Raw genomic sequence first — 26,125 nt, 5'->3', positions numbered from 1 at the left:
CCCGGATACGGACCGGCCCTGCAGCACACAGGCACTGCAGGGCCGAGAAAGAAGATCAGGAGGAACGTGCGGTCGCGGCGAAGGAGGCCTGGCGGGCGGCGGCTTCCCGGACCGCTTCACTGCGTGTCATGGATGTCATGTCCCGCCACGCCTGTTGCAGTTGTTCCCCGACGAGATGGGTCGGCCCGTCGGCCAGATTGTCGAGCGCCTCGGCGACGACGGATGCGGGCGTCGCGAGGCCGGGAACGTCGGCGTCGAGGCTGTCGATCGCTCCGCGGGCGAAGAGGAGTCGACGCAGGGCCGGGGTGTCGGTGCGGCCCACCACGAGGGACAGGACGTCGACGCCGTGAGGCTTCAACTCGGACCACAGCCCTTCGGCCATCACCATGTCGAACGCCTTGGAGGCACCGTAGGCCACCATGTTCGCCCCACCGCGCAGACCGGCGGCGGACGACATGAGGATCAGTGCTCCCTTTCCCCGCTCGACCATGCCGTGTGCGAAGTGATGGCACACACGCATGTTCGTGATGCAGTTGCGCTGGACGAGTCCGACGGCGGTCTCGACCGGATTATCCAGGAAGGGCTGGAAATTCGGATCTGCGCCCGCGCAGTACACGACGGTGCCGATCTCGAGATCGGCCGTACCCTCCGCGATGACGTCCATGGCGTCGGGAGCGGACAGGTCGACCGCCAGGATCCTCGTCTCCACGTCGCCGTGCGAACTGATCTCGGTGGCGACCTCCTGGAGCGCCTCGGGGCGGCGGGAGAGCAGGACGACGTTCGACCCGCGCGCCGCGAACGTCCGCGCGAACTCTGCTCCCACCCCCTCCGACGCCCCGAGGATCAGCACCCACGGGCCGTATCGATCGGCGAACTCTGCAGAATCGGTCATGGAATGTTCCTTTTGTCGGTCAGGCGTCCGTACCGGCACCGACGGCGGCGGGTTCGGGAAGATCGCGTCCGGTCACGGACGGGAGCGGGAAATGGCAGGCCGCGTACTGGCCCGGACGGACCTCACGCATCTCGGGTTCCTCTTCGGCACAACGGTCCTGGGCCATCGGGCAGCGGGTGCGGAACCGGCAGCCCGTGGGAGGTGCCAGTGGCGACGGCACATCGCCGGCCAGAGGCGGTCCGGCGAAACCCTTCTCCGGGTCGGTCAGCGGCACCGAATCGAGCAGCGCGCGCGTGTAGGGATGCGCGGGGTCGTCGTACATCTCGATGGAGTCACCGAATTCGCAGACCTTGCCCAGGTACATGACCATGACCTTGTCGCTCACCGTGCGCACCACACCGAGATCGTGGGCGATGAACACGACGGTGAGGTCGAACTCCGCCTTGAGTTCCTCGATCAGGTTGAGGATCTGAGCCTGCACCGACACGTCGAGCGCCGAGACCGGTTCGTCGCAGATGAGCAGGCGGGGATTCAGGGCGAGCGCTCGCGCGATGGCGACGCGCTGTGCCTGACCACCCGAGAGCTGACGAGGCAGCATGCCGGCGAAACGTTCGCCGGGAAGGCCGACCTGTTCCAGGACCGACACCGATGTCGTCGCCCGTTCCTTCGCAGGTGTCTTCGCGACCGTCAGGCCCTCGACGACGATGTCGGCGACCGACCGGCGCGGATTGAGTGAGGCGACCGGGTCCTGGAAGATCATTTGCATGTCGCGCCGGAGGGAGCGCATGCGCTTCTCGCTCGCCTCCTCGATCCACTCGTCGCCGAACCGGATACGGCCGGAGGTGATGCGGTCCAGGCGCAGCACCGCACGACCGGTGGTCGACTTGCCGCACCCGGATTCGCCTACGATGCCGAGGGTTTCACCGGGCAGGATGTCGAAGCTGATCTTCGAGACGGCCTGCACCGTGCCGTTGTCGGTGGGATATTCGACCACCAGGTCCTGCACACTGAGCAGGGCCTCGTCGCCGCGCAGATGAGTGGCGCCACTACCGGCCATGGGATTCACCTCCGGAAACGGCCCCGACCGGAACGGTCACCGGGCTCAGACACGCAACGTGATGATCGACGCCCACCGACTCGAGCGGGGGCGGTGTGGTGTGGCATTCGTCCGACGCGTGGTTGCAGCGCGGCGCGAACCGGCAACCGTCCGGTGGCGACGTCGGGTCGGGCAGCGACCCGCCGATCACCCGCAACGGCGCATGCCGCACGTGGTCGATCGTCGGGGTCGCCCCGAGCAGTGCGTGGGTGTAGCGGTGCATCGGCTGCTCGAACACCTCACGGGTGGAACCGACCTCCGCGAGCCGACCGGCGTACATCACCGACACCCGGTCGGTACGGCCGGCGACCACCGCGAGGTCGTGACTGATGAGCATCATCGACATGCCCCGGTCCCGCTGGACGCGCCGCAGCAGGTCGAGGATCTGACGCTGGATAGTCACGTCCAGCGCGGTGGTCGGTTCGTCGGCGATGAGCAGATCCGGTTCGCACGCCAGCGCGATCGCGATCATCACGCGCTGGCGCATGCCGCCGGACATCTCGTGGGGATAGTTGCGGAGGCGTCGTTCCGGGTCGGGGACGCCCACTTCCTCGAGCAGCTTCAGCGCCCTGGTGTGCGCCTCGGACCTGCTGACCCCGAGGTGCTTGCGCATTCCCTCGGTGAGCTGCCGCTCGACCCGGACGACCGGGTTGAGCGAGCGTCCCGGATCCTGGAAGACCATCGCGATCTGTTTGCCCCAGATCTCGCGCTTCTCCGTCTTCGTCAGGGCCAGCAGGTCGCGGCCCTGGAAGGTCACCGATCCGGATCGGCCCGAGCGGGGCGGCATGAGCCCCATGATCGCCCGGGCCATCACCGACTTTCCGGAGCCCGACTCGCCGACGATACCCAGCGCCTGTCCGGAGTCCAGATCGAGCGACACGTCGTCCACTGCGCGAACGGTGCCTCGTGGCGTGCCGATGTAGGCACGGAGATTTCTCACTTCGAGAATCGGCTGAGTGGTCACGGCGAGCCGGCCCCTTCCGTCTTGTCGGCTGTATCGGCTAGTTGTTGCTGAGCCAGAACTCGGCCGGGATCGGCGATCCGAGGGTGTACAGCTGCACGCCCTGCAGATCCTTCGAGTAGGCGACCGAGGGGGTGGCCCGGACATACCACAGACCCACCACCTGATCGGCGAGGCGCTGCTGGACGACGTCGTACGCTTCCTTCCGTTCCTCGACGGTCGCGCCGAACCGGCCACGCTCGAGAGCTGCGTCGAGCTCGGGATCGTTGACACCGGTGAAGTTGCCGGTGGATGTGGAGTCGAACGCGATCGACAGCGGGAAGTCGGGGTCCTGCGTGATGGACGACGAGATGACCATGTCGAAGTCACGCGCGCCGTTCCGTGCCGTGAGCGTCGGGAAGTCGAGCACCTCGACCTTCATGTCCACATTGTCGAAAGCGGCGAGCTGAGCCTGGATCGCCTCACCGAGCGAACGGCTCTCGGTGGTGGGGTACGACAGGTAGGTGAACGAGACGGGCTTGCCTTCGGCCGCGAGTTCGTCGAACAGCTTCTGCGCTTCCTCGGCATTCGTCTCCGAGAGCTGGATGTCGGAGTAGTACGGCGAGCCCTCCGGGAACAGCGTGTGGGGTACCTCGCCCTCACCGTTGTAGACCACGGTGTTCAGCGCGTCGAGGTCGACCGCGAGCGACACGGCGCGGCGTGCGCGCTCGTCGTCGAAGGGAGCCCTGCGGAAGTTCATCGCGACGAACTGCCCACCGCCGGTCTCCGTCGCCTGGGTGGCCAGGCCTGCCGCTTCGGCACGATTGAGGCTGGTCCAGCTCGACTCCAGCGACAGGTCGGCTGCGCCGGTCGATGCAGCGTTGATCCGCTGGTTGTAGTCGGCGACCGTCCGGATCGTGAGGCGGTCGAGGTAGGGCTTCGGCGCGTCCCAGTAGGACTCGTTCTTCTCGAGTTCGACCGAATCCTGACGGGTCCAGCTGACGAGCGTGAACGGCCCTGCACCGATCGGGTTCTCGTCGAACGCCTGCTGTCCCTGTTCGAGGGCCGCCGGCGACGCGATCCAGTTCAATGCACCGGCCACGACGGCCTGGGCGAACTGTGGGTTCGGTTCGACCATCGTCACGCGGAGAGTGGTCGGGTCGACGACCTCGGTGGATTCGATCTGGACGGCCTGACGGATCGTCGTCGAGGCGAGCGCGGGATCCTTGAGACGGTCCCAGTTGAACTTCACCGCAGCGGCGTCGAGTGGTGTGCCGTCGCTGAACTTCAGGTCCGGTCGCAGCGCGAGGGTGAACGTCTTCCCGTTGTCCTCGGTCGAGAAGTCCGTCGCCATACGGTATTCGACGTCGAAGGTGTCGTTGTCCGTGATCATCAGCTCGCCGTAGAGAGCGTTGCCCAGCACCGGCTGATGGGCCCACGTGTTCGACAGCGCGGCCGGATCGAGAGAGCGCGGTTCACCGGACTGGAGGACGGTCGCGGCACCACCCGCCACGGGATCGCCGACCGCCGCGGTGTCCTGAGCCGAGGCGGTGTCGGAACCGCCCGATCCGCAAGCGCCCAGCACCAGTACGGCGGAGCAGGCCACGGCGACCGCCGCGAACATTCTTCTACGTCGAATCATGGTCGACCTTTCATCGGGATGTTCTGGGTACGAGCGCTTTTCGGGATCTCAGTCGTGCAAGGTGCGGTCGTACTTGGTACGGAGGTGGTCGCCGACCTGATTGAGGGCGAACACCGTGAAGAAGATGACGAGTGCCGGCACGAACACCAGGTGCGGCGACGTGGCGATGGCGTCCTTGCCGTCGTTGATCATTCCGCCCCAGCTGGGCTGCGGCGGCGGGATGCCCAGGCCGAGGAAGCTCAACGAGCCCTCCGCGACGATGAGCGCCGCGATCACGATGGGCATGTACGACGCGAGGGGCGCGAGGACGTTGGGCATGATCTCCCGGAACAGGATCCGCCCGCTGCCGGCACCCATGTTCTTTGCTGCCCTGACGAATTCACGCGACGACCAGGCGAGGGTATTCGCTCGCGACAGGCGGATGAACGACGGGATCGCCAGCAGACCGAGACCGAAGAGGATGGTCCGCACGCTCGGGGTGAGGATCGAGGCGAGCGCCAGGAGCAGGATCAGCGGGGGGAAGGCGAGCATCGCGTCGGCCAGCAGCGAGATCACGGCGTCGACACGCTTGCCGAAGTAACCGGCGATCATGCCGAAGAACGATCCGATCAGGAAGCCCACGAGCCCGGCGACGGCGCCGATGACGAGCGAGACCTGGGCACCGTAGACGACGCGGGACAGGATCGACCTGCCGAGGGTGTCGGTTCCCAGAAGCGTGTCGAGGGAGTCGAGGTTCGGGGGCGTCCGCGGTGGCCCGATCGGAACGCTGTACGGCGCCAGCGGAAGCACGCTTGCGAAGATCGCGGCACCGATGATGAGCACCAGCCACACGATCGACAGGTAGACCAGCACCGAGCGGGTCTTCTTGGCGGCGGGTACCTTCGGCAGATCCTGGGTGGCCGACTCGACCCGCTGTGCGTCGTCCTTCTTCTCGAGCGCAACCTGCGTCATGCTCCGACCACCTTCCTGACCCGCGGGTCGATGACTTGGTAGCTGAGGTCGACGAGGGTGTTGATGCCCACGTAGACGACGGCGATGAAGACCACGACGCCCTGCACCATGATCACGTCGCGGGAGGTGATCGAGGAGGCGACGAGCTGACCCAGACCCGGGAGGCCGAACAGGGTCTCGACGATCACCGTGCCACCGATGAGGCGGCCGAGGTTGATACCGGCGACGGTGATGAGGGAGAACGACGAGGGTCGCAGTGCGTGCCGGAACATCACGTACCAGGAGGGCATCCCCTTGGCCCGGGCTGCGGCGATGAAATCCTCGCGCAGCGTGCCGATGAGGTCGGTACGGAGCAGGCGGTGGAAGGCGGCGATCTCGGTGAGAGCGATGGCGAGTGCCGGGAGCATCGCGCTGCGCAGATTGTCGCCGAGACCATCGCCGATCCGGGACCAGCCCATCACCGGGAAGATCTGGAGCTGGATCGCGAGGAAGTAGATCAGGACGGGGCCGGCGATGAAGGCGGGCACCGAAAGGAAGACGGCCGACAGGGCGTTCATGCCGCGGTCGACGCCGCTACCCGGACGGGACGCGGAGATCACACCCATGACGAGTGCGACCACCAGTGCGATCAGCAGACCCATCGCGGCGAGCTGGAGCGTGACCGGCAACCGTTCGGCGATGGCCTCGCTCACGGATTGTCCCGTCAGCGGCGAGGTTCCGAGGTCACCCCGGACCGCGTCGGACAGCCACCCGAAGTACTGGCTCCAGAAAGGCGCGTCGAGACCGAGCTTGGCGTTCAGTTCGGCGACCGCCTGGGGAGTTGCGTTCTCCCCCAGGATGACCTGGGCGACGGAGCCGGGCGCGAGGCCGAGCAGGCCGACGACCGCGATGGTCACCAGCAGGACCACCAGCAGGCTGCGGCCCACCTTCTTCGAAACTGTGAGAAACATCCGACTCAACTTTCGTCGTACTACCGAGGCCGTGGATCGCGGCGACGCAGAACACGAGCAGAGTGCACTACCTGTGATGCCCCACACATTAGAGCCTGCGTGTGGCCGCGGCAATAAGGATTACAGAAAAGACGAATGGAGTTGCTAATTATTCAGAACGGCAATCTTGCAGTGCTGCAAGATATTCGAGATACGAGACGGAAGAGCGGTGACGGGCCGCCTCGTACGCACGACGAGGACCCGTGCACCGGACGGGTGCACGGGTCCTTGCCGATCAGCGATGCCGGATGGACGTACGGATCAGCCTCCGGGGCCCTCCAGGATCGTCACGGCGGCAACGGCCGTCGGGCCTCCGACATTGTGCGCGAGACCTGTTCGCGCACCGTCGACCTGATTGACCGCCTGTCCGCGCAGCTGCCCGAACAGTTCCACGCACTGCGCGACACCGGTCGCGCCGGGCGGGTGCCCCTTCGTATTCAGGCCACCGCTGGGATTGACCGGCAGCGATCCTCCGACCTCGGTGACTCCCGCCTCGAGGAGCTTGAAACCCTCGAAACGTTCGGCGAATCCGAGGTCCTCGTAACTGATGATCTCGATTCCGGTGAAATAGTCGTGGATCTCGGCGACGTCGATATCGCCCGGTGCTACCCCTGCCGCACCGAACGCCTGCTTCGCCGCGCGCCGGGTCGCCGCAAAGGAGGTGAGATCGCGCTTGTGCTGGTGCATCACGGCGTCGAAACCCAGACCGGTGCCGCGGATCCAGACGGGCCTGTCGGTGTAGCGGTCGACGACGTCGTCGGCCACCAGGATCAGCGCCGCCGCACCGTCGCTCTGCGGCGCGCAGTCGTAGACACCGAACGGCGTCACCACGGTGTCGGCCGCCAGTACCTCCTCCACCGTCAACTCGAATCGGCGACACGCCTTGGGGTTGTTCAACGCGTTGCGGTGGTTCTTCACCGCGACCATCGCCATGTGTTCACGGGTGGCCGGCGACTCGTACAGATAGCGGCGCATGTGCAGCGCGAAACCCGCTTGCGCGAGGCCGAGCGGGAAATCCCACGCCATGTCGCGCGTCATGGATTCCCATTCCCAGAGCATGCCCTTCGAGGCCGTCTCCCGGAGTTTGTCGGCACCCATCACGAGTGCAACGTCGCACGCCCCCGACGCGATGCCGTAGACGGCGTTGCGGATCGCGTCGTGTCCGGTCGCGCAGGAGTTCTCGACCCGCGTCACCGGAACGTCGTGCAGACCCAGGGTGTCGGCGAGGATCCCGGACGGGAAACCGTCCGTCGTCCCCATCGATCCGAACCATGCCGCGTCGATGTCCGACTTCCGCACGCCCTTGTCGACGCTCGCCGCGCAGTCGGCGAAGGCCATCGGAAGCAGGTCCCGGATGCCCAGAGCGAAATGTTCGGCGAAGGGTGTCATTCCTGCGCCGACGATCGCGACCTTTCTCATGCCGCTTCCTCCTCGTCCACGGGGTCCGAATCGGGTTCGAAGGCGTACCCGTAGTCGGGGACACCCGAGCGCACCGCGATACGGCGGAGCACCAGTCGTCCCCGGTCACCGATGTCGACGCTGCCTGCGACGGTGCCGGTGACCCGCACCAGCGCACGCACTCCGACACCGTCGAGGTCGACGACGACAAGCGAGTACGGGGTGCGCAGACCCGGCACCGGCACGTGCACGGTGACCTCGGTGTAGACCGTCCCGGTGCGCGGCAGTTCGACGAAGGTGTACTCGGTGTCGAGCGAGCCGTCCTCGTCGATCCGGTAGCGCGGCGGGAAGTCGACCTGGTCGCTGTCGAGGAAACGGCCACCCTCCCATCGCACCTTGGCTTCGAAGGCCCGCTCGTAGGCCGCCAGCGAGATCGGGATCTCGCCGGGCAGGGTCTGTGCCGAATCGAGCACGGGCCGTGCCGGTCTCTCCCGGCGACGGACCTCGGCCGTTCCCTCCGCGACGGTCAGTCCCGACAGGCTGGCCTGTTCGACTCCGACGAGAGGTCCGGTGAGACCGGACTCCGCCATCGCGGCCAGGGCGAAGAGCGCCGAACTCGCGCCCGTCGTAGGCAGATCCGTGGTCTGGGTGGCCGCGAGCGAGGCGGCGTGCTGCGCCGGGACTCCCGCCACGACGGCCGGGGTGTCCACCCAGGCCGTCGCGAGCGAGGCGAGATATCCCCGCTTCCTGAGCAGTCTCGGGTCCCCGTAGTCGTGGATGTCGCCGGAGGCGTTCCGCGTACGTACGGGCAGGCTGCGCGACACGCGTGCGGCGGTACGCACCTGCAGCCCGTGATCGGAGGTGAGGGCTGCCGCCGCACCGGCCGAGTTCAGGTCGACCCCGATGACCAGTGTCCGTGGTCGCGCCGAGCCGAGGGCGTCCAGCGTCGCCGGCGCGCCCCCGAGTCGCTCGATCACCTCGAGTTCGGGATCGAGCCCGAGTCCCGCGAGCAGGACCGCGGCGTTGCTGCTCTCGGTCAGCGGCAGATCCCGGCCGACGAGGACGACGTACTCGACGGATCCACCCGCTTCGAGCGCGGCGCGGCCCGCCTCGACGGCGAGGGTGACGGCGTCCTCGTCGTCACCGGCGATCCTGGCGTCGGGAGTACCCCAGCACGGCAGGTACGTTCCGATCGATGCGATGTAAGGCATTGGCCCTCCCTGAACCGGGTGCAGCCCCCGACTAGGTGACTGCGCCCGCTGTCTTGAGCTCGATGATGCGCTCCCAGTCCAGACCGAGCTCCTGCAGGATCTCCTCGGTCTGGGCGGCGAACTCGGGTGCCGGTCCGGTCTGCGGCGGCGTCACGTCGAACTGCACCGGATTGGCGACGAGCTCGAGTTCCCCTGCCTTGACCAGATATTCGTTGTCGCGGACCTGCGGGTCGCTCACGACCTGCAGCGAGTCCTGGACCGGTGCCCACGGCCCGGCGAGCGTGCCGAACCGCTGGACCCATTCCGCGAGCGGGCGGCTGCCGATGACCTCGCGGAGGATCTCGACGGCCTCGACGGTGTTCGCAGCGATCGACTGTGCGTCCGCGAAACGCGGATCGTCGATGAGGTCGGGGCGGTCGATGTGCGTGCACACATCGGCCCAGAACCTCGCCGGCTGCAGCATCACGAACGAGATGTAGCGTCCGTCCGCGGTGCCGTAGACACCCGAGAGCGGGTTCGTCGGGGCGCCGTGACCACCGGCCTTCGGTGCTTCCATGTGCTGCCCGAGATGCGCGGACAGTGCGATGGTGTGGCCCATCGCCCACACCCCGCTGCTGAGCAGCGAGACGTCGACCACCGAGGGTTCGCCCGTGCGTTCACGCTTGAACAACGCCGCCGCGATACCACCGGCGAGGTTCGTGCCCGAGATCGTGTCGCCGAAGGCGGGTCCGGGAGGTGCGATCATCCCCTCGATGCCGGGCGGGGTGAGCGTCGCGGCGACACCGGCGCGCGCCCAGAAGGCCGTCATGTCGTATCCGCCCTTGCCGGACTCGACGCCGCGCGGGCCGAGCGCACTCCCCCGCGCGTAGACGATCTTCGGGTTGACCGCACGGATGTCGTCGACGTCGATCTGCAGCTTGGTCCGCACCTTGGGCAGGAAACTGGTGAGGAAGACGTCGGCGGTGCGCACGAGCTCGAGCAGCACCTCACGGCCCTCGGGAATCGAGATGTCCAGGCCGAGGCTGCGCTTGCCGCGATTGGCGTGCTCGACATTCGGATTCGGATCACCTTCGACACGAAGGGTTCCCGTCTGCCGCAGACCCCGCTGCGGGTCGCCCGTCACCGCGTGCTCGATCTTGACGACGTCGGCGCCCCACTCCGCGAGCACCGCACCCGCAGAGGGAACGAAACCGTACATCGCGACCTCGACGACGCGGACGCCGTCGAGTGGCTTCACGACGTCACCACCTTCGAGAACGCCTTGAGCTGCTGGAACTCCTCGAGTCCGGCCCTGCCCATCTCACGGCCGATGCCGGACTGCTTGTAACCGCCGAACGGGACGTCGGGGCTGAAGTAGTTGCCGCCGTTGACGGAGAAGGTGCCGGTGCGGATCCGGCGTCCGATCGCGATGCCGCGCTCCTCGTCGGCGGTGAGCACACCACCGGACAGGCCGTACTTGGAGTTGTTGGCGATCCGCACGGCATCGTCGTCGCCGTCGAACGGGATGACGGCGAGGACCGGTCCGAAGACCTCCTCCTGTGCGATCTCGCTGTCGGGGTCGACGTTCGCGAGCAGGGTGGGCTTGTAGAACCAGCCCGGATCGACCTTCTCGCCACCGGTGACGAGGGTCGCGCCGTCGGCCACGGCGCGCTCGACCATGCCGTGGATCTTCTCGCGCTGCTTCTCGCTGATGACCGGGCCCATGTAGATCTTCGGGTTCGACGGATCGCCGTAGGGCACGTTCTGCATCATCCCGGCGACCTGCGCGACGATCTCGTCGTGCTTGTCGCGGGGGACGAGCAGACGCGTCGTCAGCGCGCATCCCTGTCCGGCGTGCGAGCAGATGCTGAAGGCGGCGAACTGTGCGGCGGTCGCGAAGTCGGCGTCCTCGAGCACGATGAGGGCCGACTTGCCTCCGAGCTCGAGGAAGACCTTCTTGAGCGAGTCGGCGGCGGCGGCCATGATCTTCTTGCCCACGGGGGTCGAACCGGTGAAGGTGACGACGTCGACGTCCGGATGGGTGGTCATGAGCTCACCCGGTGCGACCTGCGACGACGAGATGATGTTGACGACGCCGGCCGGGATGTCGGTGTGCTCGGCGATGACCTCGGCGAGAGCCTGGGTGACGAGCGGAGTGTCGGGTGCGCCCTTGAGCACGATCGTGCAGCCTGCGGCGAGCGCCGCGGGGAGCTTCGCCATCGCCAGCTGGGTCGGGTAGTTGTAGGCGACGATCGCGGCGACGACGCCGGCAGCCTCCTTCTCCACCCAGCGACGGTGCGGCTGTCCTCGGAAATCGACCTCGCCGAGGTCTTCGGTGAACTCGGTGGTGCGCAGCAGGTCGGCGTAGTACTTCACGATCTCGATCGGCGCGTCGAGCTGGTTGCCGTAGGTGAGAATCCGCGGGGCGCCTACCTCGGCGATCGTCAGTTCGCGCAGTTCCTCGATGTTGTCGCGCAGGGCCTGGTAGAGCTGGTCGAGGCACTTGATCCGGAACTCGACGTCGGTCGACCAGGTGGTCGTGTCGAATGCGCGTCGCGCTGCACGGATGGCGGCTTCCGCCTCTTCGACACCCGCGTCAGGGGCGTAACCCACCAGTTCACCGGTCGCCGGATTGTAGGAAGCGAAGGTGCGCTCGGTGGTGGTGAGCTTCCCGTCGATCAGCAGCCGCTTCGCCACTTCGGTGGTCGCGGCGTCGGCCACAGCGGTGGCTCCGTTCTCCTGCACTGACATCCCATCTCCTCGCATCGTGTGGAAATCACATTCTCAGATCAGAGAATTAATCTGTTCGACTTTCGAGAACTTTAGCAAGGAGCAGTCCGGCAGGATAGCCCCGGACGTGACCCGCGCCACGTGACAACAGCTCACATGGGCGAATTCTCCGGGTCTTGCGGCCCGCAATCGAGCGAGAGTATGGTTCTCGCAATCGGAAGGGAGATTCTTGTGATCAGCACTACAGCCCTCAGCCCGTCACTCGGTGTGGAAGTCACCGGCCTGGACAGCCTCGACGACGAGCGTGTGGTCGCCCAGCTGCTCGAAGCACTCAAATGGCGTGGCGTACTTCTCGTTCGCGGTATTCACCTCGACGACGAGGCCCAGCTCGCCTTCAGCCGCAAGCTCGGCAAGGTCGTCATGCCCGCCCCCGGGCAGGAGATCTTCACCGTCTCGCTCGACCCCGCCAAGACGCCGTCGGCCGAATACCTCAAAGGCACGTTCCACTGGCACATCGACGACACCACCAACGAGGTGCCGGCGAAGGCCACCACGCTCACCGCCCGCCACGTCGCAATGGTCGGTGGCGGAACGGAATTCGCCAGCACCTACGCCGCCTACGAGAATCTTCCCGACCACGAGAAGAAGCGGTACGAAGGCCTGCGCGTCGTCCACAGCTTCGAAGCCGCCCAGCGGCTCGTCTACCCCGATCCGACCGAAGAGCAGGTGGCGCGCTGGCGCGCCCTCGCGCCGCGTGAATCGTCGCTGGTGTGGGAACGCCGCGACGGTCGTCGGTCCCTCGTCATCGGTGCCACCGCAGACCACATCGTCGGCATGCGCCCCGAGGAGAGCCGCGAACTCCTCGACGAACTGCTCGCCTGGACCACCCAGGAACGCTTCTCCTACTCCCACGAATGGCAGGTCGGCGACCTCGTCGTCTGGGACAACACCGGCATGCTGCACCGGGCACTGCCCTACGACCCGTCGTCCGAGCGCCTCATGCGCCGCACCACGATCGTCGGTGACGAACCGTGGCAGTGAAGACAGCGGTCGTCACGGGCGGAAGCTCCGGAATCGGCAAGGCGATCGCCGAACGCCTGCGCAAGGACGGCCACCAGGTCGCGGTGCTCGATCTCAACCCCTCCGGTGAGGAGCTCGAGTACAAGGTCGACGTCTCCGACCGCGCACAGGTCGACGACGCCTTCACCCGGATCCGCGAACAGCTCGGCCCCGTCACGATTCTCGTCAACGGCGCGGGTCTCGAGCTCTACAAGCGCTTCCACAACATCGACTACGCGACCTGGCAGAAGGTTGTCGACGTCAACCTCGGCGGCGTCTTCCACTGCGTGCAGGCCGCCCTGCCCGACATGCTCGAGGCCGGCTGGGGACGCATCGTCAACATCTCGTCGTCGAGCGCGCAGTCGGGTCAGCAGTTCATGACCGCCTACGTCTCGTCCAAGGCCGGCGTCAACGGACTCACCAAATCACTTGCGCTGGAATACGGTCCGTCCGGCATCACCGTCAACGCCGTACCGCCGGGCTTCGTCGAGACCCCCATGCTGCACCGCTCCGCCGAGAAGGGTCTGCTCGGCGGCACCATCGACGAACACATCCAGCGCACCCCGGTCCGCCGCGTCGGGCAGCCCGAGGACATCGCCGCCGCGTGTTCCTTCCTGATCTCCGAAGAAGCCGGATACATCACCGGTCAGATCCTCGGGGTCAACGGCGGGCGCAACACCTGAGACATCCCCATCTGCCGAATCCGAACCGAAAGGACAATCCAGTGGGACGTGTAGAAGGCAAGGTCGCTTTCATCACCGGTGCAGCCCGCGGTCAGGGCCGCAGCCACGCGGTCAAGCTCGCCTCCGAAGGTGCCGACATCATCGCGGTCGACATCTGCAAGAACATCGACTCCATGGGCTACGCGATGGCGACGCCCGAGGACCTCGAGGAAACGGTGCGCCTGGTCGAGAAGGAAGGCCGACGCATCGTCGCCATCGAGGCCGACGTGCGCGACGCCGCGCAGATGAACGCCGCCGTGGAACAGGGCATCGCCGAGCTCGGCAAGCTCGACATCGTCGTCGCCCAGGCCGGCGTCGCCGGCATGAAGGGCGAACCGCAGACCCAGGCGTGGACCGATGTGGTCAACACCAATCTCGTCGGCACCATGAACGCCGTACAGGCGGCGCTCCCGCACCTGTCCGAAGGCGCATCGATCATCGCGACCGGCTCCACCGCCGCACTCATGGACGTCTCGAAGGTCGACCAGCCCGGCAAGGACCTCGGCGGCGTCGCCTACGTGTTCTCCAAGCGCGCACTGGCACAGTACATCCACACCCTCGCCACACATCTGGCTCCGCGTGGTATCCGCGCCAACACACTGCACCCCACCAACTGCAACACCGACATGTTGCAGAGCGAACCGATGTACCGGTCCTTCCGTCCCGACCTCGAAAAGCCCACCCGGCAGGATGCAGAGCCCGCTTTCGGTGTGCAGCAGGCGATGTCGATTCCGTACATCGAACCCGAGGATTCGAGCAACATGGTGCTCTTCCTCGCCTCCGACGAGTCGCGCTACGTCACCGGCATGCAGATGCGCGTCGACGGCGGCGGCTACCTCAAGTGGTACGACTTCCATATCTGACCGTCCCGTCGCGGACGGGCCCGGCGTATGCGAGGACGTTTACAGCCCGAACAAACTCACACCCTCTACCGGGAGGAACATCGTGAAGGTGAAAGTCGACCCCGAGCGCTGCCAGGGCCACACCCTGTGCGCCATGGCAGCACCGGACGTCTTCGAACTCAGTGACATCGACGGGCACGCCACCGCCGTCGTCGAAGACGTTCCCGCCCATCTGGAGGAGGCCGTGCGCGAAGCCGCCCGGTCCTGTCCTGAGCAGGCCATTCAGATCTCCTGACCACCAACGTTTCGACAGCCCCGATCGAAGCGTCAGAGAGGACAGTCATGAGCGTCGACGACGTCGTTGCCGACACATCCCACCGCACTCCGGTCTACCAGTTCGACCGGCACGCACCCGACTACCGCGACAACTTCCTTCCGATCACGGAAGAGATGCAGTCGAAATGCCCGATGGCCTGGTCGGACACCCACGGCGGCCACTGGGTCGCCGCGGGCAGCGACGAGGTGTTCAACCTCGTCCGATCCCCGAACGTCTCCAACGACCACGACATCAAAGGTGTCCGAAAAGGCTACAAGGGCATCATGATTCCGACGGCCGAACGCGCTTCCGGCGTGCGCGGCGGAATCCTGGAGATGGACGACCCCGAGCACCGGGAGTTCCGCGCCCTGCTCAACCCCTACCTCTCGCCCGCAGCGATCAAGAAGTGGATCCCCGTCATCGACGAGGTCGTGCGCGCGAGCCTCGACGAGAAGATCGAGAGCGGACGGATCGACTTCGTCGACGATCTCGCGAACATCGTGCCGGCCGTCATCACCCTCGCCATGCTCGGTGTCCCCATCAAGAAGTGGGAGGTGTACTGCGAGCCGGTCCACGCCGCGATCTACACCCCGCCGGACTCCCCGGACATCGCCCGCGTCGGCGAACTGCACCGCAACATGGGCATCGACCTGATCACGAACCTGTTCGAGATCCGCGAGAAGCCCCGCCCCGGCCTGATCAACGCGATCGCCGACGTCGAGGTGCTCGGCGAGAAGCCCGACGACATGGAGCTTCTCGGCATCCTCAGCCTGCTGATCGGTGGCGGCTTCGACACCACCACAGCGCTGACCTCGCACGCACTCGAGTGGCTGAGTCAGAACCCCGACGAGCGCGAACGTCTCAGCCGGGAACGCGACAGCCTGCTCGACAGCGCCACCGAAGAGTTCCTGCGGTACTTCACCCCGTCGCCGGGCGACGGTCGCACGTTCTCCGCCGACTGCGAGTTCAAGGGGACGCAGTTCAAGGAAGGCGAGCGCCTGTGGCTGTCGTGGGCGATGGCCAACCGCGACCCGGCACTGTTCGACGATCCGAACTCGATCGATATGGAGCGAAAGGGTAACCGCCACTTCAGCTTCGGCCTGGGAGTTCACCGGTGCATCGGCTCGAACCTGGCACGTACCGTGTTCAAGCGCATGCTCCTCGCCGTGCTCGACCGGATGCCCGACTACAAGTGCGATCCGGAGACGACGGTGCACTACGACTCCATCGGCGTCATCCAGGGCATGCGGCATCTCCCGGCGACGTTCACACCGGGCAAGCGCCTCGGCGCCGGCCTCGATGAGACGCTGGAGAAGCTGCAGGTCCAGATCGACGAGCAGGAGCTCGCCGCTCCGATCACGGCACAGAAGTAAGGAAACGGCTCAATTGGCTGACTCGACGGTGGTCGACCGTGAAAACCGGGATGGGGCGACGAAGAGATCCGGACGTCCCCTGCCCCAGCTGACGCCTCAGAACAAGTTCTTCTGGAAATCCGGTGAAGACGGCCGGTTGCGGATCCGCGAATGCGAGTCGTGCTCGGCTCTCATCCACCCTCCGCAACCGATCTGCCGTTACTGCCGGGGTCGGCAGATGGGAGTGCGCGTCGTCTCCGGCTTCGCGACCCTCATCGGGTTCACGGTCAACCACCGTTTCGGTCTGCCAGGACTGAAACCGCCGTTCGTCATCGCGCAGGTCGCACTCGAGGACGATCCTCGGGTGCACCTGACGACGAACGCGATCGAATGCGAGCCCGACGAGCTCGTACTGGGCATGCGCATGGAGGTCGTCTTCCACCAGGACGGCGACGTGTGGCTTCCGCTCTTCCGTCCGACGGCGGAGCAGGGAGAGCCTGCCCCGCTGCCGGTGGACGAGATCGAACCCGAACAGATCCGCTTCCATATCCGCCCGCCCGCGACGCAGGACAAGTTCGAGGACAAGGTCGCGATCACCGGTATCGGCGCGTCCGACCTGGGTCGCAGGTTGATGGTCGACCCCATCGAGCTGACCGTGCAGGCATGCGAACGTGCCGTCGCCGATGCAGGGTTGACGCTCGACGACATCGACGGACTGTCCACCTACCCCGGGGCCGGCCCCGTCGTCGGTTTCGGCGAGGGCGGTATCGGTGCCGTCGAAGCCGCACTCGGCCTACGACCGACCTGGTTCAACGGTGGCCTCGAAACACCCGGCCCCAGTGGGTCGGTGATCGCTGCGATGCTCGCGGTTTCCGCCGGGCTCGCCCGCCACGTGCTCTGCTACCGCACGCTGTGGGAATCCACCTACGGCGAATACGTCAAGGCCGGCGACATCAGTCCGCCCGGCGGACGCACGCCCAGCTGGATGGTGCCTTTCGGCGGCACCTCCGCCGCCCACACTCTCGCGCAGAACGCGCAACGCTACTTCCATCGCTACGGCGCGAGTCGCGAAACCCTCGGCTGGATCGCACTGAATCAGCGGGCCAACGCCGCGATCAATCCCACCGCCATCTACCGCGACCCGATGACGATGGACGACTATCTTTCGGCACGTCTCGTCACCACTCCCTTCGGTCTCTACGACTGCGACGTGCCGTGCGACGGTGCGGTCGCCGTCATCGTTTCGGCCGTCGACACCGTCGCCGACCTCGCCAAGCCCGCCATTCGCGTCGAGGCAGTGGGAACGCAGATCGTCGAACGCATCGAATGGGATCAGAGCACCCTCACCCACGAACCGCAGGTCCTCGGCCCGGCCGCGCACCTGTGGACCCGCACGTCGCTGCGACCCGACGACGTCGACGTCGCCCAGCTCTACGACGGCTTCACCTTCAACGCCCTGTCGTGGATCGAGGCGCTCGGCTTCTGCGGGATCGGCGAGGCGAAGGACTTCCTCGACGGCGGGAAGAACATCGCACGCGACGGCATCCTCCCCCTCAACACCCACGGCGGCCAGCTCTCGCACGGACGCACTCACGGCATGGGTCTCGTGCACGAAGCGGTCACGCAGCTGCGCGGCACGGCAGGAGACCGCCAGGTGCGCGACGCCCGCGTGGCCGTGGTCAGCAGTGGCGGGCTCACTCCCGGCAGCGCGATGCTGCTGCGGAGCGACGCATGAGTACCGTCCGCGCACAGTCCTCACCGATCGAGGAGGCTCACGTCGACGACGCGGGAGACGTCTCACCCGTAGCCCGCGTCGTCGATGTCGAGGGCATCCCGATGTCGGCGCTGGTCGCCGAAGCACCCGAGCCACGCGCCGTGATCGTGGCACTGCACGGTGGCGCCGCCCGCGCGGCCTACTGGGACTGTCCCGGTCATCCCGAACTGTCGATGATGCGCGAGGCCGTCACGTACGGTTTCACCGTGATCGCCCCGGATCGTCCCGGCTACGGCGAGTCGCGGCCGCACCGCGACGAGCTCGGCGACCCCGAGCGTCGCGTCGACCTGGCCTACCGCGCCGTCGACGCGCTGCTCGGCACGGCACCCCGTGGCGCCGGCCTGTTCCTGTGGGGGCACTCGGTCGGAAGCGAGCTGACGACGCGCATGGCCGTCGAGAACCGGCACGACGAGGTACTCGGCATCGAGCTGTCCGGCACGGGTCGCGAACACCATGCTCTGGCCGCCGGCATCCTCGGTACGCGCGAGCGGTACGCGAACGCCCGCGATGTCGGCGAACTGCTGTGGACACCCGCCGAGCTGTACCCGCCCGACATCGTCGGTGGCGCCGTGATCGCCGCACGCACACCCGACTACGAGGCCGACGTGACGGCCGGCTGGCCGACCGTCGACTTCCCCGCCCTCGCCGCGCAGGTCCGCGTGCCCGTGCACTTCACCGCCGCCGAGCACGAGAAGGTCTGGCGCAACGATCCGCACGCGCTCGAGGACGTCGCTGCGATGTTCACGGCGGCGCCGGGCGTGACCCTGCATCTCCATCCGGGCGGTGGACACAACCTCAGCATCGGTTTCGCCGGGCCGGCCTACCACCGGACGGTGTTCGCATTCGTCGACGAGTGCATCGCACACCAGGAGGTACCGGCCCTATGACGTCCCATCCCCGATCGGAGGCACTGTGATGCGTGTCGGATTCATCGGACTCGGAAGCCAGGGCGGGCCGATGGCACGCCGGATCGTCGAGTCGGGATACGAGACGACGCTCTGGGCCCGACGCCCGGAATCTCTTGCTCCCTATGCCGATACGGCGGCGAAGTACGCGGAGTCACCCGCCGAACTCGGCGCGGTCAGCGACCTCGTCTGCCTGTGCGTGGTGAACGACGACGACGTCCGCCAGGTGATAACCGGTAAGAACGGTGTCCTCGAGGGCATGAACGAGGGCGGCATCATCGCCGTCCACAGCACGATCCATCCGGACACCTGCCGCGAACTCGCCGCGGCCGCGCGCGAACGCGGCGTGTCGCTCGTCGACGCCCCGGTCAGCGGCGGCGGAATGGGAGCTACTGCAGGAACTTTGCTCGTCATGGTCGGTGGTGAGAGCGACGTCGTGGAACGGTGCCGGCCGGTGTTCTCCACCTACGGCGATCCGGTGGTGCACCTCGGGGAGATCGGAGCGGGCCTGGTCGCCAAGCTCCTCAACAACCTGTTGTTCACGGCGAACCTGGCGCTGGCCGAGAACACTCTGGCGCTCGGCGCGGAACTCGGCGTCGATCCCACCCGCCTCGGCGAGGTCGTCTCGCACGGCTCGGCGAACAGCTTCGCGCTCGGACGCGTCGTGTCCGCCGGGGGCAGCCTCGCCCGGATCGGCGGCCACGCCGGTGAGCTGCTGAAGAAGGACGTGAGCCTCGTGGCGGGTCTCGCCGCAGCAGCCGGGGCGGTGGGGGGCATCACCTTCACCACTGCCGATGCGAGCCTCGAGCGGATGGGGCACCCGCGATGAGCCGCGTGCACTTCGTCGGCGCCGGACGTATGGGGCTGCCGATGGTCGAACGTCTGGTGGCCGACGGACACGAGGTGCACGTGCTCGCGCGGCACGACGACGCCCGGGTGGCCGCGGAGAAGACCGGCGCAACCGCGGTCGGCGACATCACCGCCGTCGGCACCGACGCCGAGCTCGTCGTCGTCTGCGTGTTCACCGACGAGCAGGTACGCCAGGTGTGCCTCGACGACGGCGTGCTGGAGCGTATGCCGAAGGGTTCGACTCTCGTCGTCCACACCACGATCAGCCCGCGCACCGTGGAGACCCTGGCCTCCGCGGCCGAGCCGTTCGGGGTCGCGGTGATCGACGCCGCCGTGAGCGGTGGCCCGCACGACATCGCCGCCGGCGCCCTGACGCTGTTCCTCGGTGGAGCGGACGAGCCCGTCGCCGCGGTGACGCCCGTGCTGAAGAGCTACGGCGATCCCGTCCTGCACGTCGGCGCACCCGGCAGCGGGCAGAAGGTGAAGCTGGTCAACAACGCCCTGTTCGCGGCCGAGATCGGGTTGCTCGCCGAAGCGGCCGAACTCGGCCGGCAGCTCGGGGTCGACGAGGCGGCGCTGTTCTCCGCCCTCCCCCACGGCAGTTCGTCGTGCAAGGTCATGGGGAACATCGCGATGCGTGGATCGGTATCGGAATTCCGCAGTGCCGTAGGCGAATTCCTCACCAAGGACGTGGCGGTGGTGCGGGCCGCCGTGTCGGAGCTCGGAGGAGACCTCGGGGTCCTCGACACGGCCATCGACGCACACACCCGGTAGGCGGTCCGGCGAGGCGTCCCGGGTGGTGGTACTGCTCCACTGCACGGGACGCCGTCCGCACCGTCGCCTCCCGCGTTTGCACACCGGTGCGGACAGATGCACCTGGTGTACACCGAGTTTCCGTCCCCCGGGATACGCAAACGCTCACCTCGGGGCATCCCGTCGAAGCGAAAGGGCATTCCATGGAAGGTCTGAAGGACAAGATCGTGCTGGTAGCCGGTGCCGCAACGGGTCTCGGCGCCGATTCCGCCCGCCGCCTCGCCCGCGAGGGTGCCCGGGTGGTCGTCGGCGACCTCAACCACGCCGGGGCACAGAGCACCGCCGCGTCCATCACGGAGACCGGCGGCACTGCCGTCGCGGTCGAGTTCGACATCTCGGACGACGACTCCGTGCGGGCGCTCGTCGCGAAGGCGGTCGAAATGTACGGCGGGCTCGACGCCGTCCACATCAATGCCGGCGACATGGGGGCCGTCACGAAGGACACCGACGTCGTCGACATCGACCTCGAGATCTGGGACCGCACGGTCGCTGTGAATCTGCGCGGCCACATGCTCGTCACCCGCCACAGTGTCCCGAAGCTGCTCGAGCGCGGTGGCGGCGCGATCGTCTACACCTCGTCCATCGCCTCGTTCACCGGCGACCCGCAACGTCCGGCCTATTCGGCGACGAAGGCGGGCATCAATGCGCTCGCACGGCACGTCGCGTCACGATGGGGCCGGGAGGGTATCCGGGCCAACGCGGTGACCCCGGGACTGATCCTCACCGACGAGATCCGGAACGGAGCGGCACCGGAACTGCTGGCCGGCATGCTCGCGCGCACGCGCAGCACCCGACTCGGTGAGGCCGCGGACATCTCGAGCATGGTCGCCTACCTGATGTCCGACGACGGCTCGTGGATCAACGGCCAGGTGGTCAACGTGGACGGCGGCACGGTGCTCCGGTGACGGGTCTCACCGGGTGATTCGCCCGGTTAATCAACCGGGTTGATAAATCCGGTTGTATATTCGGCCGGGTGGACACGATCGAAGGAACCCTCGCCCAGTCCCTCAGGGAATCCCTGCGGCCGCTGTGGAGACAGCTCAACGCACACAAGACGCTTTCCACGGGCAAACTCGACGTCCTCGTCCACCTCGCCGAGCACGGCCGCGCCACGTCCGCGGAACTCGCGACCGCCGCGAAGATCAGCCCGCAGGCGATCGCCACCGCCGTCCGCGAGATCGAAAGTCTCGGCCTGATCACTCGCACTCCCGACGACCGCGACCGGCGTCGGGTGTGGATCGAACTCACCGACGCCGGCCGGCAGCGGCTCGCCCACGAACGCTCGATCGGCAATGCGTGGCTCGAGCGGGCGATCGCCGAGCAGCTGACCGACGACGAACAACACCTGCTCGGCGCCGCCGTCCCACTCCTGCGGAAACTGACGGGCGGTGCCGCCGTTGAGTGAGCGCACCGCCCGATCCCTGCTGCTACCCGCCCTCGTCTACACGGCGCTGACCAGCGCGATCGTCAGCTCGCTGGGTATGCTGCTCGTGCCGACCATCGCCGAGGAACTGTCGGTCTCCGTCAGCTCCGCGCAGTGGATGCTCACCATCAACCTGCTCGTCGGCGCCGTCGCCACCCCGATCATGGGGCGGCTCAGCGACGGTCCGCACAAGAAGCGACTGCTGCTCGTGTCCCTGGCGACCATCCTGGTGGGATCCGTCCTGGCGGCGTGCGCCCCGAACTTCACCGTCTTCCTCATCGGACGGGCCCTGCAGGGACTGTCCTACGGCATCGTGCCCGTGACCATCGCCCTCGCCCGCCGATACCTGGCGGAGGACACGGTGCGTGTAGGTATCTCGAGCCTGTCGGTCACCGTCTCCACCGGACTCGGAATCGGCTACCCGCTCACCGGCATCCTGGCCAGTGCCGCCGGTTTCCGCGCGGCCTTCGCGTTCGCCGCCGTCTTCCTCGTGACCGCGTCGATCGTGGTGTGGCGCATCGTCCCGAACGGACCGGACGAGCGTGGTCTGCGCACGAGGTTCGACACCCTCGGCGCCCTCCTCCTCGGTACGGGGCTCGCGGCTCTGCTCGTCGCGGTCAGCGAAGGCTCGAACTGGGGCTGGTCCTCGGCATGGACCCTCTCCTGCTTCCTCGCCGCCGCCGTTCTGCTGGCCGGGTGGGCGTTCGTCGAACTGCGCATCCCGAACCCGCTCGTGAATCTGCGGGTGGTCCGCAACAAGGACGTGCTGCTCGCCAACAGCACCGCCATCGGCCTCGGCGCCGCGATGTACATCGGGTTGTCGGTGAGCAGCCTCATCGCCCAAGCACCCACCTCCACCGGCTACGGCATCGCCCTACCGTTGTTCTGGGCGGGCTTCGTCATGCTGCCGCTGTCGGTGGGAAGCCTCGGCGCCAACCGTGTCGTGCGCGCGCTCTCACGCCGCACCCGTTTGACCACCTTCCTCCCCCTCGGCGCCGCCGTAACGACAGCCTCGGCCATCCTGCTGTGGTTCGTTCACGACCAACTCTGGGAGATCCTCGTCGGAATGTTCCTGTTCGGCATCGGCATGGGCACGACCTACGCCGCGATGCCCGCGCTCATCGCACGCAGTGTGGCCGACACCGAGCTCGGCAGCGCCGTCAGCTTCAACCAGGTCCTGCGCACCGTCGGTGGCGCCTTCGGCAGCGCCCTGTCCGGCGCCGTCCTCGCCGCGCACATGGGTGCCGACCTGCATCCGACCGACGGTGGCATCACCCTCGCATTCGCCCTCGCAGCGTGCGGCAGCGCGATCGTGTTCGCCGGGCTCGCGGTCAACCACGTCCGGTCCCGTGCCCGAAAGGGTGAGGCACCCTCCGCGAGGGTGCCTCACGACGTAACGTCCTTCCGCTGACGCGAGCCCTACTACTCGTCGAGCGACACCCCGTACACCTGCTCGAGATGCCGCACGACTGCCATCTGATCCACCCCCGGCTCCAGTGCCTCGACGGCGGCGTTCCACACCTGACCGATCGCTTCCCCGAGCACGGGGCTGATGCCCTGGTCGTGGGCGAGGTCGAGTGCGATCCCGACGTCCTTGCGCATCAGCGCCGCCGCGAACCCCGAATCGAACGTGCGGGAGAGCACGAACTTCTCGTACTTCGTCTCGGTGGCCTGGTTGCGGCCGCTGCCGGCGTTGAAGACCGAGAGCAGGGTCGCCGGGTCGATCCCGAACTTCTTCCCCACCAGCAGGGCCTCTGCCGCGACGAGCACGTTGTTCGCCGCGAGGAGATTGTTCAGTGCCTTGGCGGCATGACCCGATCCGACGGGACCGACCCGGATGATCTCGCTGCCCGTCTCCTGCAGCAGCGGAGTCACCCCGGCGACCACGGCGGCGTCGCCACCGGCCATCACGGCGAGGGTGCCCTGCTCGGCGCGCGCGACACCGCCGCTCACGGGGGCGTCGACGACGCGCACGCCCTTCTCCGCTGCGATCTCGGCGAGACGTTGCGTGCGGGTCGGCACGCTCGAGCCCATGTCGACGATGACCGAGCCGGGACGCAGGTGCTGCAGCAGACCGCCCTCGGACAGCACGACGGAGTCGACGATGTCGCTCGTGGGCAACATCAGGACGACGACGTCGCAGTCGGCGAAGTCCTCGGTGCCACCGGCACCGATTGCGGTGGGGTGCTCGTCGACGAACCGCTGCTGGGCGGCGGGATCGGCGTCGCGCACGATCAGGCTCCGGCCGCCGCGGACGAAGTTCCGGGCGATGGGGCGTCCCATCGCGCCGAGACCGATATGGCCCACGGTTCTGAGGGTCACCGGCGCACTCCGGTCGCTCATGCGCCTTCCTCCATCGTCTCGTCGGCCTGCAGCGGGCCGAGTTCCTCGACGAGGACCTGCTGCACGACGCGCATCGCGGCGATGCCCGCGGGGCATCCGACATACGCCGTCGCGTGCACCACCGTCTCGGAGATCTCCTTCCGCGACAATCCGTTCCGGATCCCTGTACGGACGTGGGTGGCGAGTTCGTTGTGCTGACCGAGGGCGATCAGCAGCGAGATCGTCACGAGCGACCGGTCGCGGCGTTCGAGACCGTCCCGGGTCCATACGCCACCCCAGACGAATTCACTGACGTACTCCTGCAGTCCCTCACCGTCGGTGCCGGCGTTGCGCGACAGCGCGGCGTCGACGTACTCGTCGCCGAGAACGTCGCGACGTACCGCGAGCCCGGAGTCGAGGACCGTCCGGTGCGCCGCCTGCACGGCATCGTCGAGCGCGACCTGTGTTGTCATCGTTGGCCTTTCACATCCGCGACGAATCGAGTTTGACGGTCACGCATTTGACCTGACCGTAATGGTGCAGCGCCTCGACGCCTTTCTCGCGCCCGTAGCCACTGTTCTTCCATCCCCCGAAGGGGGTCTGCACGGAACCGGTGGACCAGGTGTTGACGAACACCTGCCCGGTGCGCAGACGTCCGCTCACGGCGAGTGCGCGGGAGACGTCGCGGGTCCACACCCCTGCGACGAGTCCGTAGTCGGAATCGTTCGCGATCTCCACGGCGTCGTCGGCGGTGCCGAAGGGGACGACGACGAGTACCGGTCCGAAGATCTCCTCCCGCGCGATCCGCATCGAGTTGTCCACCCCGGTATAGACGGTGGGTTCGACGAAGAAGCCGCCGGTCTCCTCGGCCACGGCGGAGACCTTCCCGCCCGCCTCGAGGCGCACACCCTCCGCCTCCGCGATCCCGAAGTACTGCTGCACCTTCTCGAACTGGGCCCGGGTGATGATCGGACCGATGTCGACGCCGACACGCAGTTCCGACACGCGATCGACCACGCGGCGGACGACCTCGTCGTGCACCTCCCGCTGCACGAGCAATCGTGTCCCGGCCGAGCACACCTGGCCGGCGTTGGCGGTGAACGCCTGCACCGCGCCGGCCACGGCAGCATCGAGATCCGCATCGGCGAACACGATGTTCGCCGACTTGCCTCCGAGCTCGAGGGTGACGGGCACGATCCGGTCGGCGGCGATCCCGCCGATGACACGTCCCGTCGGCACCGATCCGGTGAAGGCCACCTTGGCCACGTCGGGGTGGTGGACGAGAGCGGCACCGGCCTCCCCACCGGTGCCCAGCACGATGCCGAGGACGCCGGGTGGGAAGCCCACCGCACTCGCGAGTTCCGCGAGGCGCACGCTCGACGCCGAAGTGTTCTCGGACGGCTTGAGCACCACGGTGTTGCCCGCCGCGAGCGCGGGGGCGCACGCCCGCGCCGACTGGTTGAGCGGCAGATTCCACGGAGTGACCACGCCGATCACCCCGTAGGGTTCCCGCACCGTGTAGACGTGCTGGTCGGGGGCGATGTCGAGGGTCTCCCCCACCGGCATGCCCACGAGACCGCCGTAGAACTCGAAGTAGATCGCCGAGTTCTCCACCTCGGCCAGCGCGACCTTCTCGGGTTTCCCGGTCTCGCTGACCTCGAGTGCGGCGAGCCTCGGTGCGTCGGCCCGGATCGCGCGTGCAAGGTCGACGAGCAGCCGGCCGCGGTCGAGTGCGGGGATCCGCAGCCACTGCGCGCCCGCTGCGGAAGCAGCGCGCACGGCCGCACCGACGTCGATGGCATTGCCCCGGGCGATACGCCGGACGGGACGGCCGGTCGCGGGATCGGTGACGTCGAGGTAGTCGCCGCCGGACGGTGCCGTCGATGCCCCGTCGATCCAATGGTCGAGTGTCTCCACGAT

The 26,125-nt window shown here is 67.3% G+C and carries 25 protein-coding genes; 12 read left to right on the top strand and 13 right to left on the bottom strand.

Annotated elements, in window-relative coordinates; translation table 11 throughout:
- Nucleotides 1-55: 55 nt before the first annotated feature.
- The 10 genes from ACNJ7K_RS24670 to ACNJ7K_RS24625 form a co-directional block, all read right to left on the bottom strand.
- The gene (locus ACNJ7K_RS24670) at nucleotides 56-892 is read right to left on the bottom strand and encodes an SDR family NAD(P)-dependent oxidoreductase (protein ID WP_487042350.1); all 837 of its coding nucleotides are present in this window, start codon (nucleotides 890-892) and stop codon (nucleotides 56-58) included.
- Between the two features lie 19 nt (nucleotides 893-911).
- Nucleotides 912-1,949, bottom strand: coding sequence for an ABC transporter ATP-binding protein (locus ACNJ7K_RS24665; RefSeq protein WP_120280474.1), 1,038 nt, complete (start codon nucleotides 1,947-1,949; stop codon nucleotides 912-914).
- Complete coding sequence (locus tag ACNJ7K_RS24660; RefSeq protein ID WP_230790514.1) at nucleotides 1,939-2,877, bottom strand: ABC transporter ATP-binding protein; 939 nt, start codon at nucleotides 2,875-2,877, stop codon at nucleotides 1,939-1,941. The genes ACNJ7K_RS24665 and ACNJ7K_RS24660 overlap by 11 nt, the downstream gene beginning before the upstream one ends.
- A 112-nt stretch (nucleotides 2,878-2,989) precedes the next feature.
- A complete protein-coding gene (locus ACNJ7K_RS24655) occupies nucleotides 2,990-4,570 on the bottom strand; it encodes an ABC transporter substrate-binding protein (protein WP_230790513.1) in 1,581 nt (526 codons plus the stop codon).
- Between the two features lie 48 nt (nucleotides 4,571-4,618).
- Entirely contained in the window at nucleotides 4,619-5,521 is a 903-nt protein-coding gene (locus tag ACNJ7K_RS24650) for an ABC transporter permease (protein WP_120280477.1), read from the bottom strand.
- Nucleotides 5,518-6,471 (bottom strand): ABC transporter permease, encoded by a 954-nt coding sequence (locus tag ACNJ7K_RS24645; RefSeq protein ID WP_120280478.1) that lies wholly within the window; start codon nucleotides 6,469-6,471, stop codon nucleotides 5,518-5,520. The genes ACNJ7K_RS24650 and ACNJ7K_RS24645 overlap by 4 nt, the downstream gene beginning before the upstream one ends.
- 300 nt (nucleotides 6,472-6,771) lie before the next feature.
- Complete coding sequence (locus ACNJ7K_RS24640; RefSeq protein WP_088898322.1) at nucleotides 6,772-7,929, bottom strand: thiolase family protein; 1,158 nt, start codon at nucleotides 7,927-7,929, stop codon at nucleotides 6,772-6,774.
- A complete protein-coding gene (locus ACNJ7K_RS24635; RefSeq protein ID WP_088898323.1) occupies nucleotides 7,926-9,119 on the bottom strand; it encodes an OB-fold domain-containing protein in 1,194 nt (397 codons plus the stop codon). The genes ACNJ7K_RS24640 and ACNJ7K_RS24635 overlap by 4 nt, the downstream gene beginning before the upstream one ends.
- A gap of 31 nt (nucleotides 9,120-9,150) precedes the next feature.
- The gene (locus tag ACNJ7K_RS24630) at nucleotides 9,151-10,356 is read right to left on the bottom strand and encodes a CaiB/BaiF CoA transferase family protein (protein WP_120280481.1); all 1,206 of its coding nucleotides are present in this window, start codon (nucleotides 10,354-10,356) and stop codon (nucleotides 9,151-9,153) included.
- On the bottom strand, nucleotides 10,353-11,849 hold the full coding sequence (locus tag ACNJ7K_RS24625) for an aldehyde dehydrogenase family protein (RefSeq protein ID WP_487042349.1): 1,497 nt from the start codon (nucleotides 11,847-11,849) through the stop codon (nucleotides 10,353-10,355). Before ACNJ7K_RS24625 ends, ACNJ7K_RS24630 begins: the two co-directional genes overlap by 4 nt.
- A gap of 210 nt (nucleotides 11,850-12,059) precedes the next feature.
- Here ACNJ7K_RS24625 and ACNJ7K_RS24620 point away from each other — a divergent pair, with 210 nt between their 5' ends.
- The 12 genes from ACNJ7K_RS24620 (at nucleotide 12,060) to ACNJ7K_RS24565 (ending at nucleotide 23,294) form a co-directional block, all read left to right on the top strand.
- A complete protein-coding gene (locus ACNJ7K_RS24620; protein ID WP_487042348.1) occupies nucleotides 12,060-12,869 on the top strand; it encodes a TauD/TfdA dioxygenase family protein in 810 nt (269 codons plus the stop codon).
- Nucleotides 12,866-13,570, top strand: coding sequence for an SDR family NAD(P)-dependent oxidoreductase (locus tag ACNJ7K_RS24615; RefSeq protein WP_088898326.1), 705 nt, complete (start codon nucleotides 12,866-12,868; stop codon nucleotides 13,568-13,570). Before ACNJ7K_RS24620 ends, ACNJ7K_RS24615 begins: the two co-directional genes overlap by 4 nt.
- A gap of 41 nt (nucleotides 13,571-13,611) precedes the next feature.
- Entirely contained in the window at nucleotides 13,612-14,472 is an 861-nt protein-coding gene (locus tag ACNJ7K_RS24610) for a mycofactocin-coupled SDR family oxidoreductase (RefSeq protein ID WP_230790507.1), read from the top strand.
- A gap of 82 nt (nucleotides 14,473-14,554) precedes the next feature.
- A complete protein-coding gene (locus ACNJ7K_RS24605; protein ID WP_088898328.1) occupies nucleotides 14,555-14,746 on the top strand; it encodes a ferredoxin in 192 nt (63 codons plus the stop codon).
- Between the two features lie 47 nt (nucleotides 14,747-14,793).
- Nucleotides 14,794-16,140 carry a cytochrome P450 gene (locus ACNJ7K_RS24600; protein WP_159417439.1) on the top strand — a complete coding sequence of 449 codons (1,347 nt, stop codon included), beginning with the start codon at nucleotides 14,794-14,796 and terminating at the stop codon, nucleotides 16,138-16,140.
- A gap of 28 nt (nucleotides 16,141-16,168) precedes the next feature.
- Nucleotides 16,169-17,854 (top strand): thiolase C-terminal domain-containing protein, encoded by a 1,686-nt coding sequence (locus tag ACNJ7K_RS24595; protein WP_120280485.1) that lies wholly within the window; start codon nucleotides 16,169-16,171, stop codon nucleotides 17,852-17,854.
- Nucleotides 17,851-18,780 carry an alpha/beta hydrolase gene (locus ACNJ7K_RS24590; RefSeq protein ID WP_487042347.1) on the top strand — a complete coding sequence of 310 codons (930 nt, stop codon included), beginning with the start codon at nucleotides 17,851-17,853 and terminating at the stop codon, nucleotides 18,778-18,780. Before ACNJ7K_RS24595 ends, ACNJ7K_RS24590 begins: the two co-directional genes overlap by 4 nt.
- Nucleotides 18,781-18,808: 28 nt before the next feature.
- Nucleotides 18,809-19,627: an NAD(P)-dependent oxidoreductase gene (locus ACNJ7K_RS24585; protein ID WP_487042346.1), complete on the top strand. Its 819-nt coding sequence runs from the start codon at nucleotides 18,809-18,811 to the stop codon at nucleotides 19,625-19,627.
- Nucleotides 19,624-20,421, top strand: a complete 798-nt coding sequence (locus tag ACNJ7K_RS24580) for an NAD(P)-dependent oxidoreductase (RefSeq protein ID WP_487042345.1) — start codon at nucleotides 19,624-19,626, stop codon at nucleotides 20,419-20,421. The genes ACNJ7K_RS24585 and ACNJ7K_RS24580 overlap by 4 nt, the downstream gene beginning before the upstream one ends.
- A gap of 182 nt (nucleotides 20,422-20,603) precedes the next feature.
- A complete protein-coding gene (locus ACNJ7K_RS24575) occupies nucleotides 20,604-21,365 on the top strand; it encodes an SDR family NAD(P)-dependent oxidoreductase (RefSeq protein ID WP_088898334.1) in 762 nt (253 codons plus the stop codon).
- A 68-nt stretch (nucleotides 21,366-21,433) separates the two neighbouring features.
- Nucleotides 21,434-21,865 (top strand): MarR family winged helix-turn-helix transcriptional regulator, encoded by a 432-nt coding sequence (locus ACNJ7K_RS24570; protein ID WP_487042344.1) that lies wholly within the window; start codon nucleotides 21,434-21,436, stop codon nucleotides 21,863-21,865.
- The gene (locus ACNJ7K_RS24565; RefSeq protein WP_487042343.1) at nucleotides 21,849-23,294 is read left to right on the top strand and encodes an MFS transporter; all 1,446 of its coding nucleotides are present in this window, start codon (nucleotides 21,849-21,851) and stop codon (nucleotides 23,292-23,294) included. Before ACNJ7K_RS24570 ends, ACNJ7K_RS24565 begins: the two co-directional genes overlap by 17 nt.
- Nucleotides 23,295-23,305: 11 nt before the next feature.
- Here ACNJ7K_RS24565 and ACNJ7K_RS24560 read toward each other — a convergent pair whose 3' ends face one another.
- Genes ACNJ7K_RS24560 through ACNJ7K_RS24550 form a run of 3 tightly spaced genes read right to left on the bottom strand, consistent with a single transcriptional unit; the run spans nucleotide 23,306 to nucleotide 26,125 of the window.
- Nucleotides 23,306-24,226, bottom strand: a complete 921-nt coding sequence (locus ACNJ7K_RS24560) for an NAD(P)-dependent oxidoreductase (RefSeq protein ID WP_487042342.1) — start codon at nucleotides 24,224-24,226, stop codon at nucleotides 23,306-23,308.
- A complete protein-coding gene (locus ACNJ7K_RS24555; protein ID WP_268654665.1) occupies nucleotides 24,223-24,678 on the bottom strand; it encodes a carboxymuconolactone decarboxylase family protein in 456 nt (151 codons plus the stop codon). Before ACNJ7K_RS24555 ends, ACNJ7K_RS24560 begins: the two co-directional genes overlap by 4 nt.
- 10 nt (nucleotides 24,679-24,688) lie before the next feature.
- A complete protein-coding gene (locus ACNJ7K_RS24550; RefSeq protein ID WP_420826447.1) occupies nucleotides 24,689-26,125 on the bottom strand; it encodes an aldehyde dehydrogenase family protein in 1,437 nt (478 codons plus the stop codon).

Origin of the sequence: Rhodococcus shunpengi, from assembly GCF_048381395.1 — a bacterium.
Taxonomy (GTDB): domain Bacteria; phylum Actinomycetota; class Actinomycetes; order Mycobacteriales; family Mycobacteriaceae; genus Rhodococcus.
This window is presented reverse-complemented; position numbering and strand designations above follow the sequence as displayed.

Coding starts and splice junctions, on each gene's coding strand:
- ACNJ7K_RS24670 (WP_487042350.1), bottom strand. CDS start 892: ATGACCGATTCTGCAGAGTTCGCCGATCGATACGGCCCGTGGGTGCTG.
- ACNJ7K_RS24665 (WP_120280474.1), bottom strand. CDS start 1,949: ATGGCCGGTAGTGGCGCCACTCATCTGCGCGGCGACGAGGCCCTGCTC.
- ACNJ7K_RS24655 (WP_230790513.1), bottom strand. CDS start 4,570: ATGATTCGACGTAGAAGAATGTTCGCGGCGGTCGCCGTGGCCTGCTCC.
- ACNJ7K_RS24650 (WP_120280477.1), bottom strand. CDS start 5,521: ATGACGCAGGTTGCGCTCGAGAAGAAGGACGACGCACAGCGGGTCGAG.
- ACNJ7K_RS24645 (WP_120280478.1), bottom strand. CDS start 6,471: ATGTTTCTCACAGTTTCGAAGAAGGTGGGCCGCAGCCTGCTGGTGGTC.
- ACNJ7K_RS24640 (WP_088898322.1), bottom strand. CDS start 7,929: ATGAGAAAGGTCGCGATCGTCGGCGCAGGAATGACACCCTTCGCCGAA.
- ACNJ7K_RS24635 (WP_088898323.1), bottom strand. CDS start 9,119: ATGCCTTACATCGCATCGATCGGAACGTACCTGCCGTGCTGGGGTACT.
- ACNJ7K_RS24625 (WP_487042349.1), bottom strand. CDS start 11,849: ATGTCAGTGCAGGAGAACGGAGCCACCGCTGTGGCCGACGCCGCGACC.
- ACNJ7K_RS24600 (WP_159417439.1), top strand. CDS start 14,794: ATGAGCGTCGACGACGTCGTTGCCGACACATCCCACCGCACTCCGGTC.
- ACNJ7K_RS24590 (WP_487042347.1), top strand. CDS start 17,851: ATGAGTACCGTCCGCGCACAGTCCTCACCGATCGAGGAGGCTCACGTC.
- ACNJ7K_RS24585 (WP_487042346.1), top strand. CDS start 18,809: ATGCGTGTCGGATTCATCGGACTCGGAAGCCAGGGCGGGCCGATGGCA.
- ACNJ7K_RS24580 (WP_487042345.1), top strand. CDS start 19,624: ATGAGCCGCGTGCACTTCGTCGGCGCCGGACGTATGGGGCTGCCGATG.
- ACNJ7K_RS24575 (WP_088898334.1), top strand. CDS start 20,604: ATGGAAGGTCTGAAGGACAAGATCGTGCTGGTAGCCGGTGCCGCAACG.
- ACNJ7K_RS24560 (WP_487042342.1), bottom strand. CDS start 24,226: ATGAGCGACCGGAGTGCGCCGGTGACCCTCAGAACCGTGGGCCATATC.
- ACNJ7K_RS24555 (WP_268654665.1), bottom strand. CDS start 24,678: ATGACAACACAGGTCGCGCTCGACGATGCCGTGCAGGCGGCGCACCGG.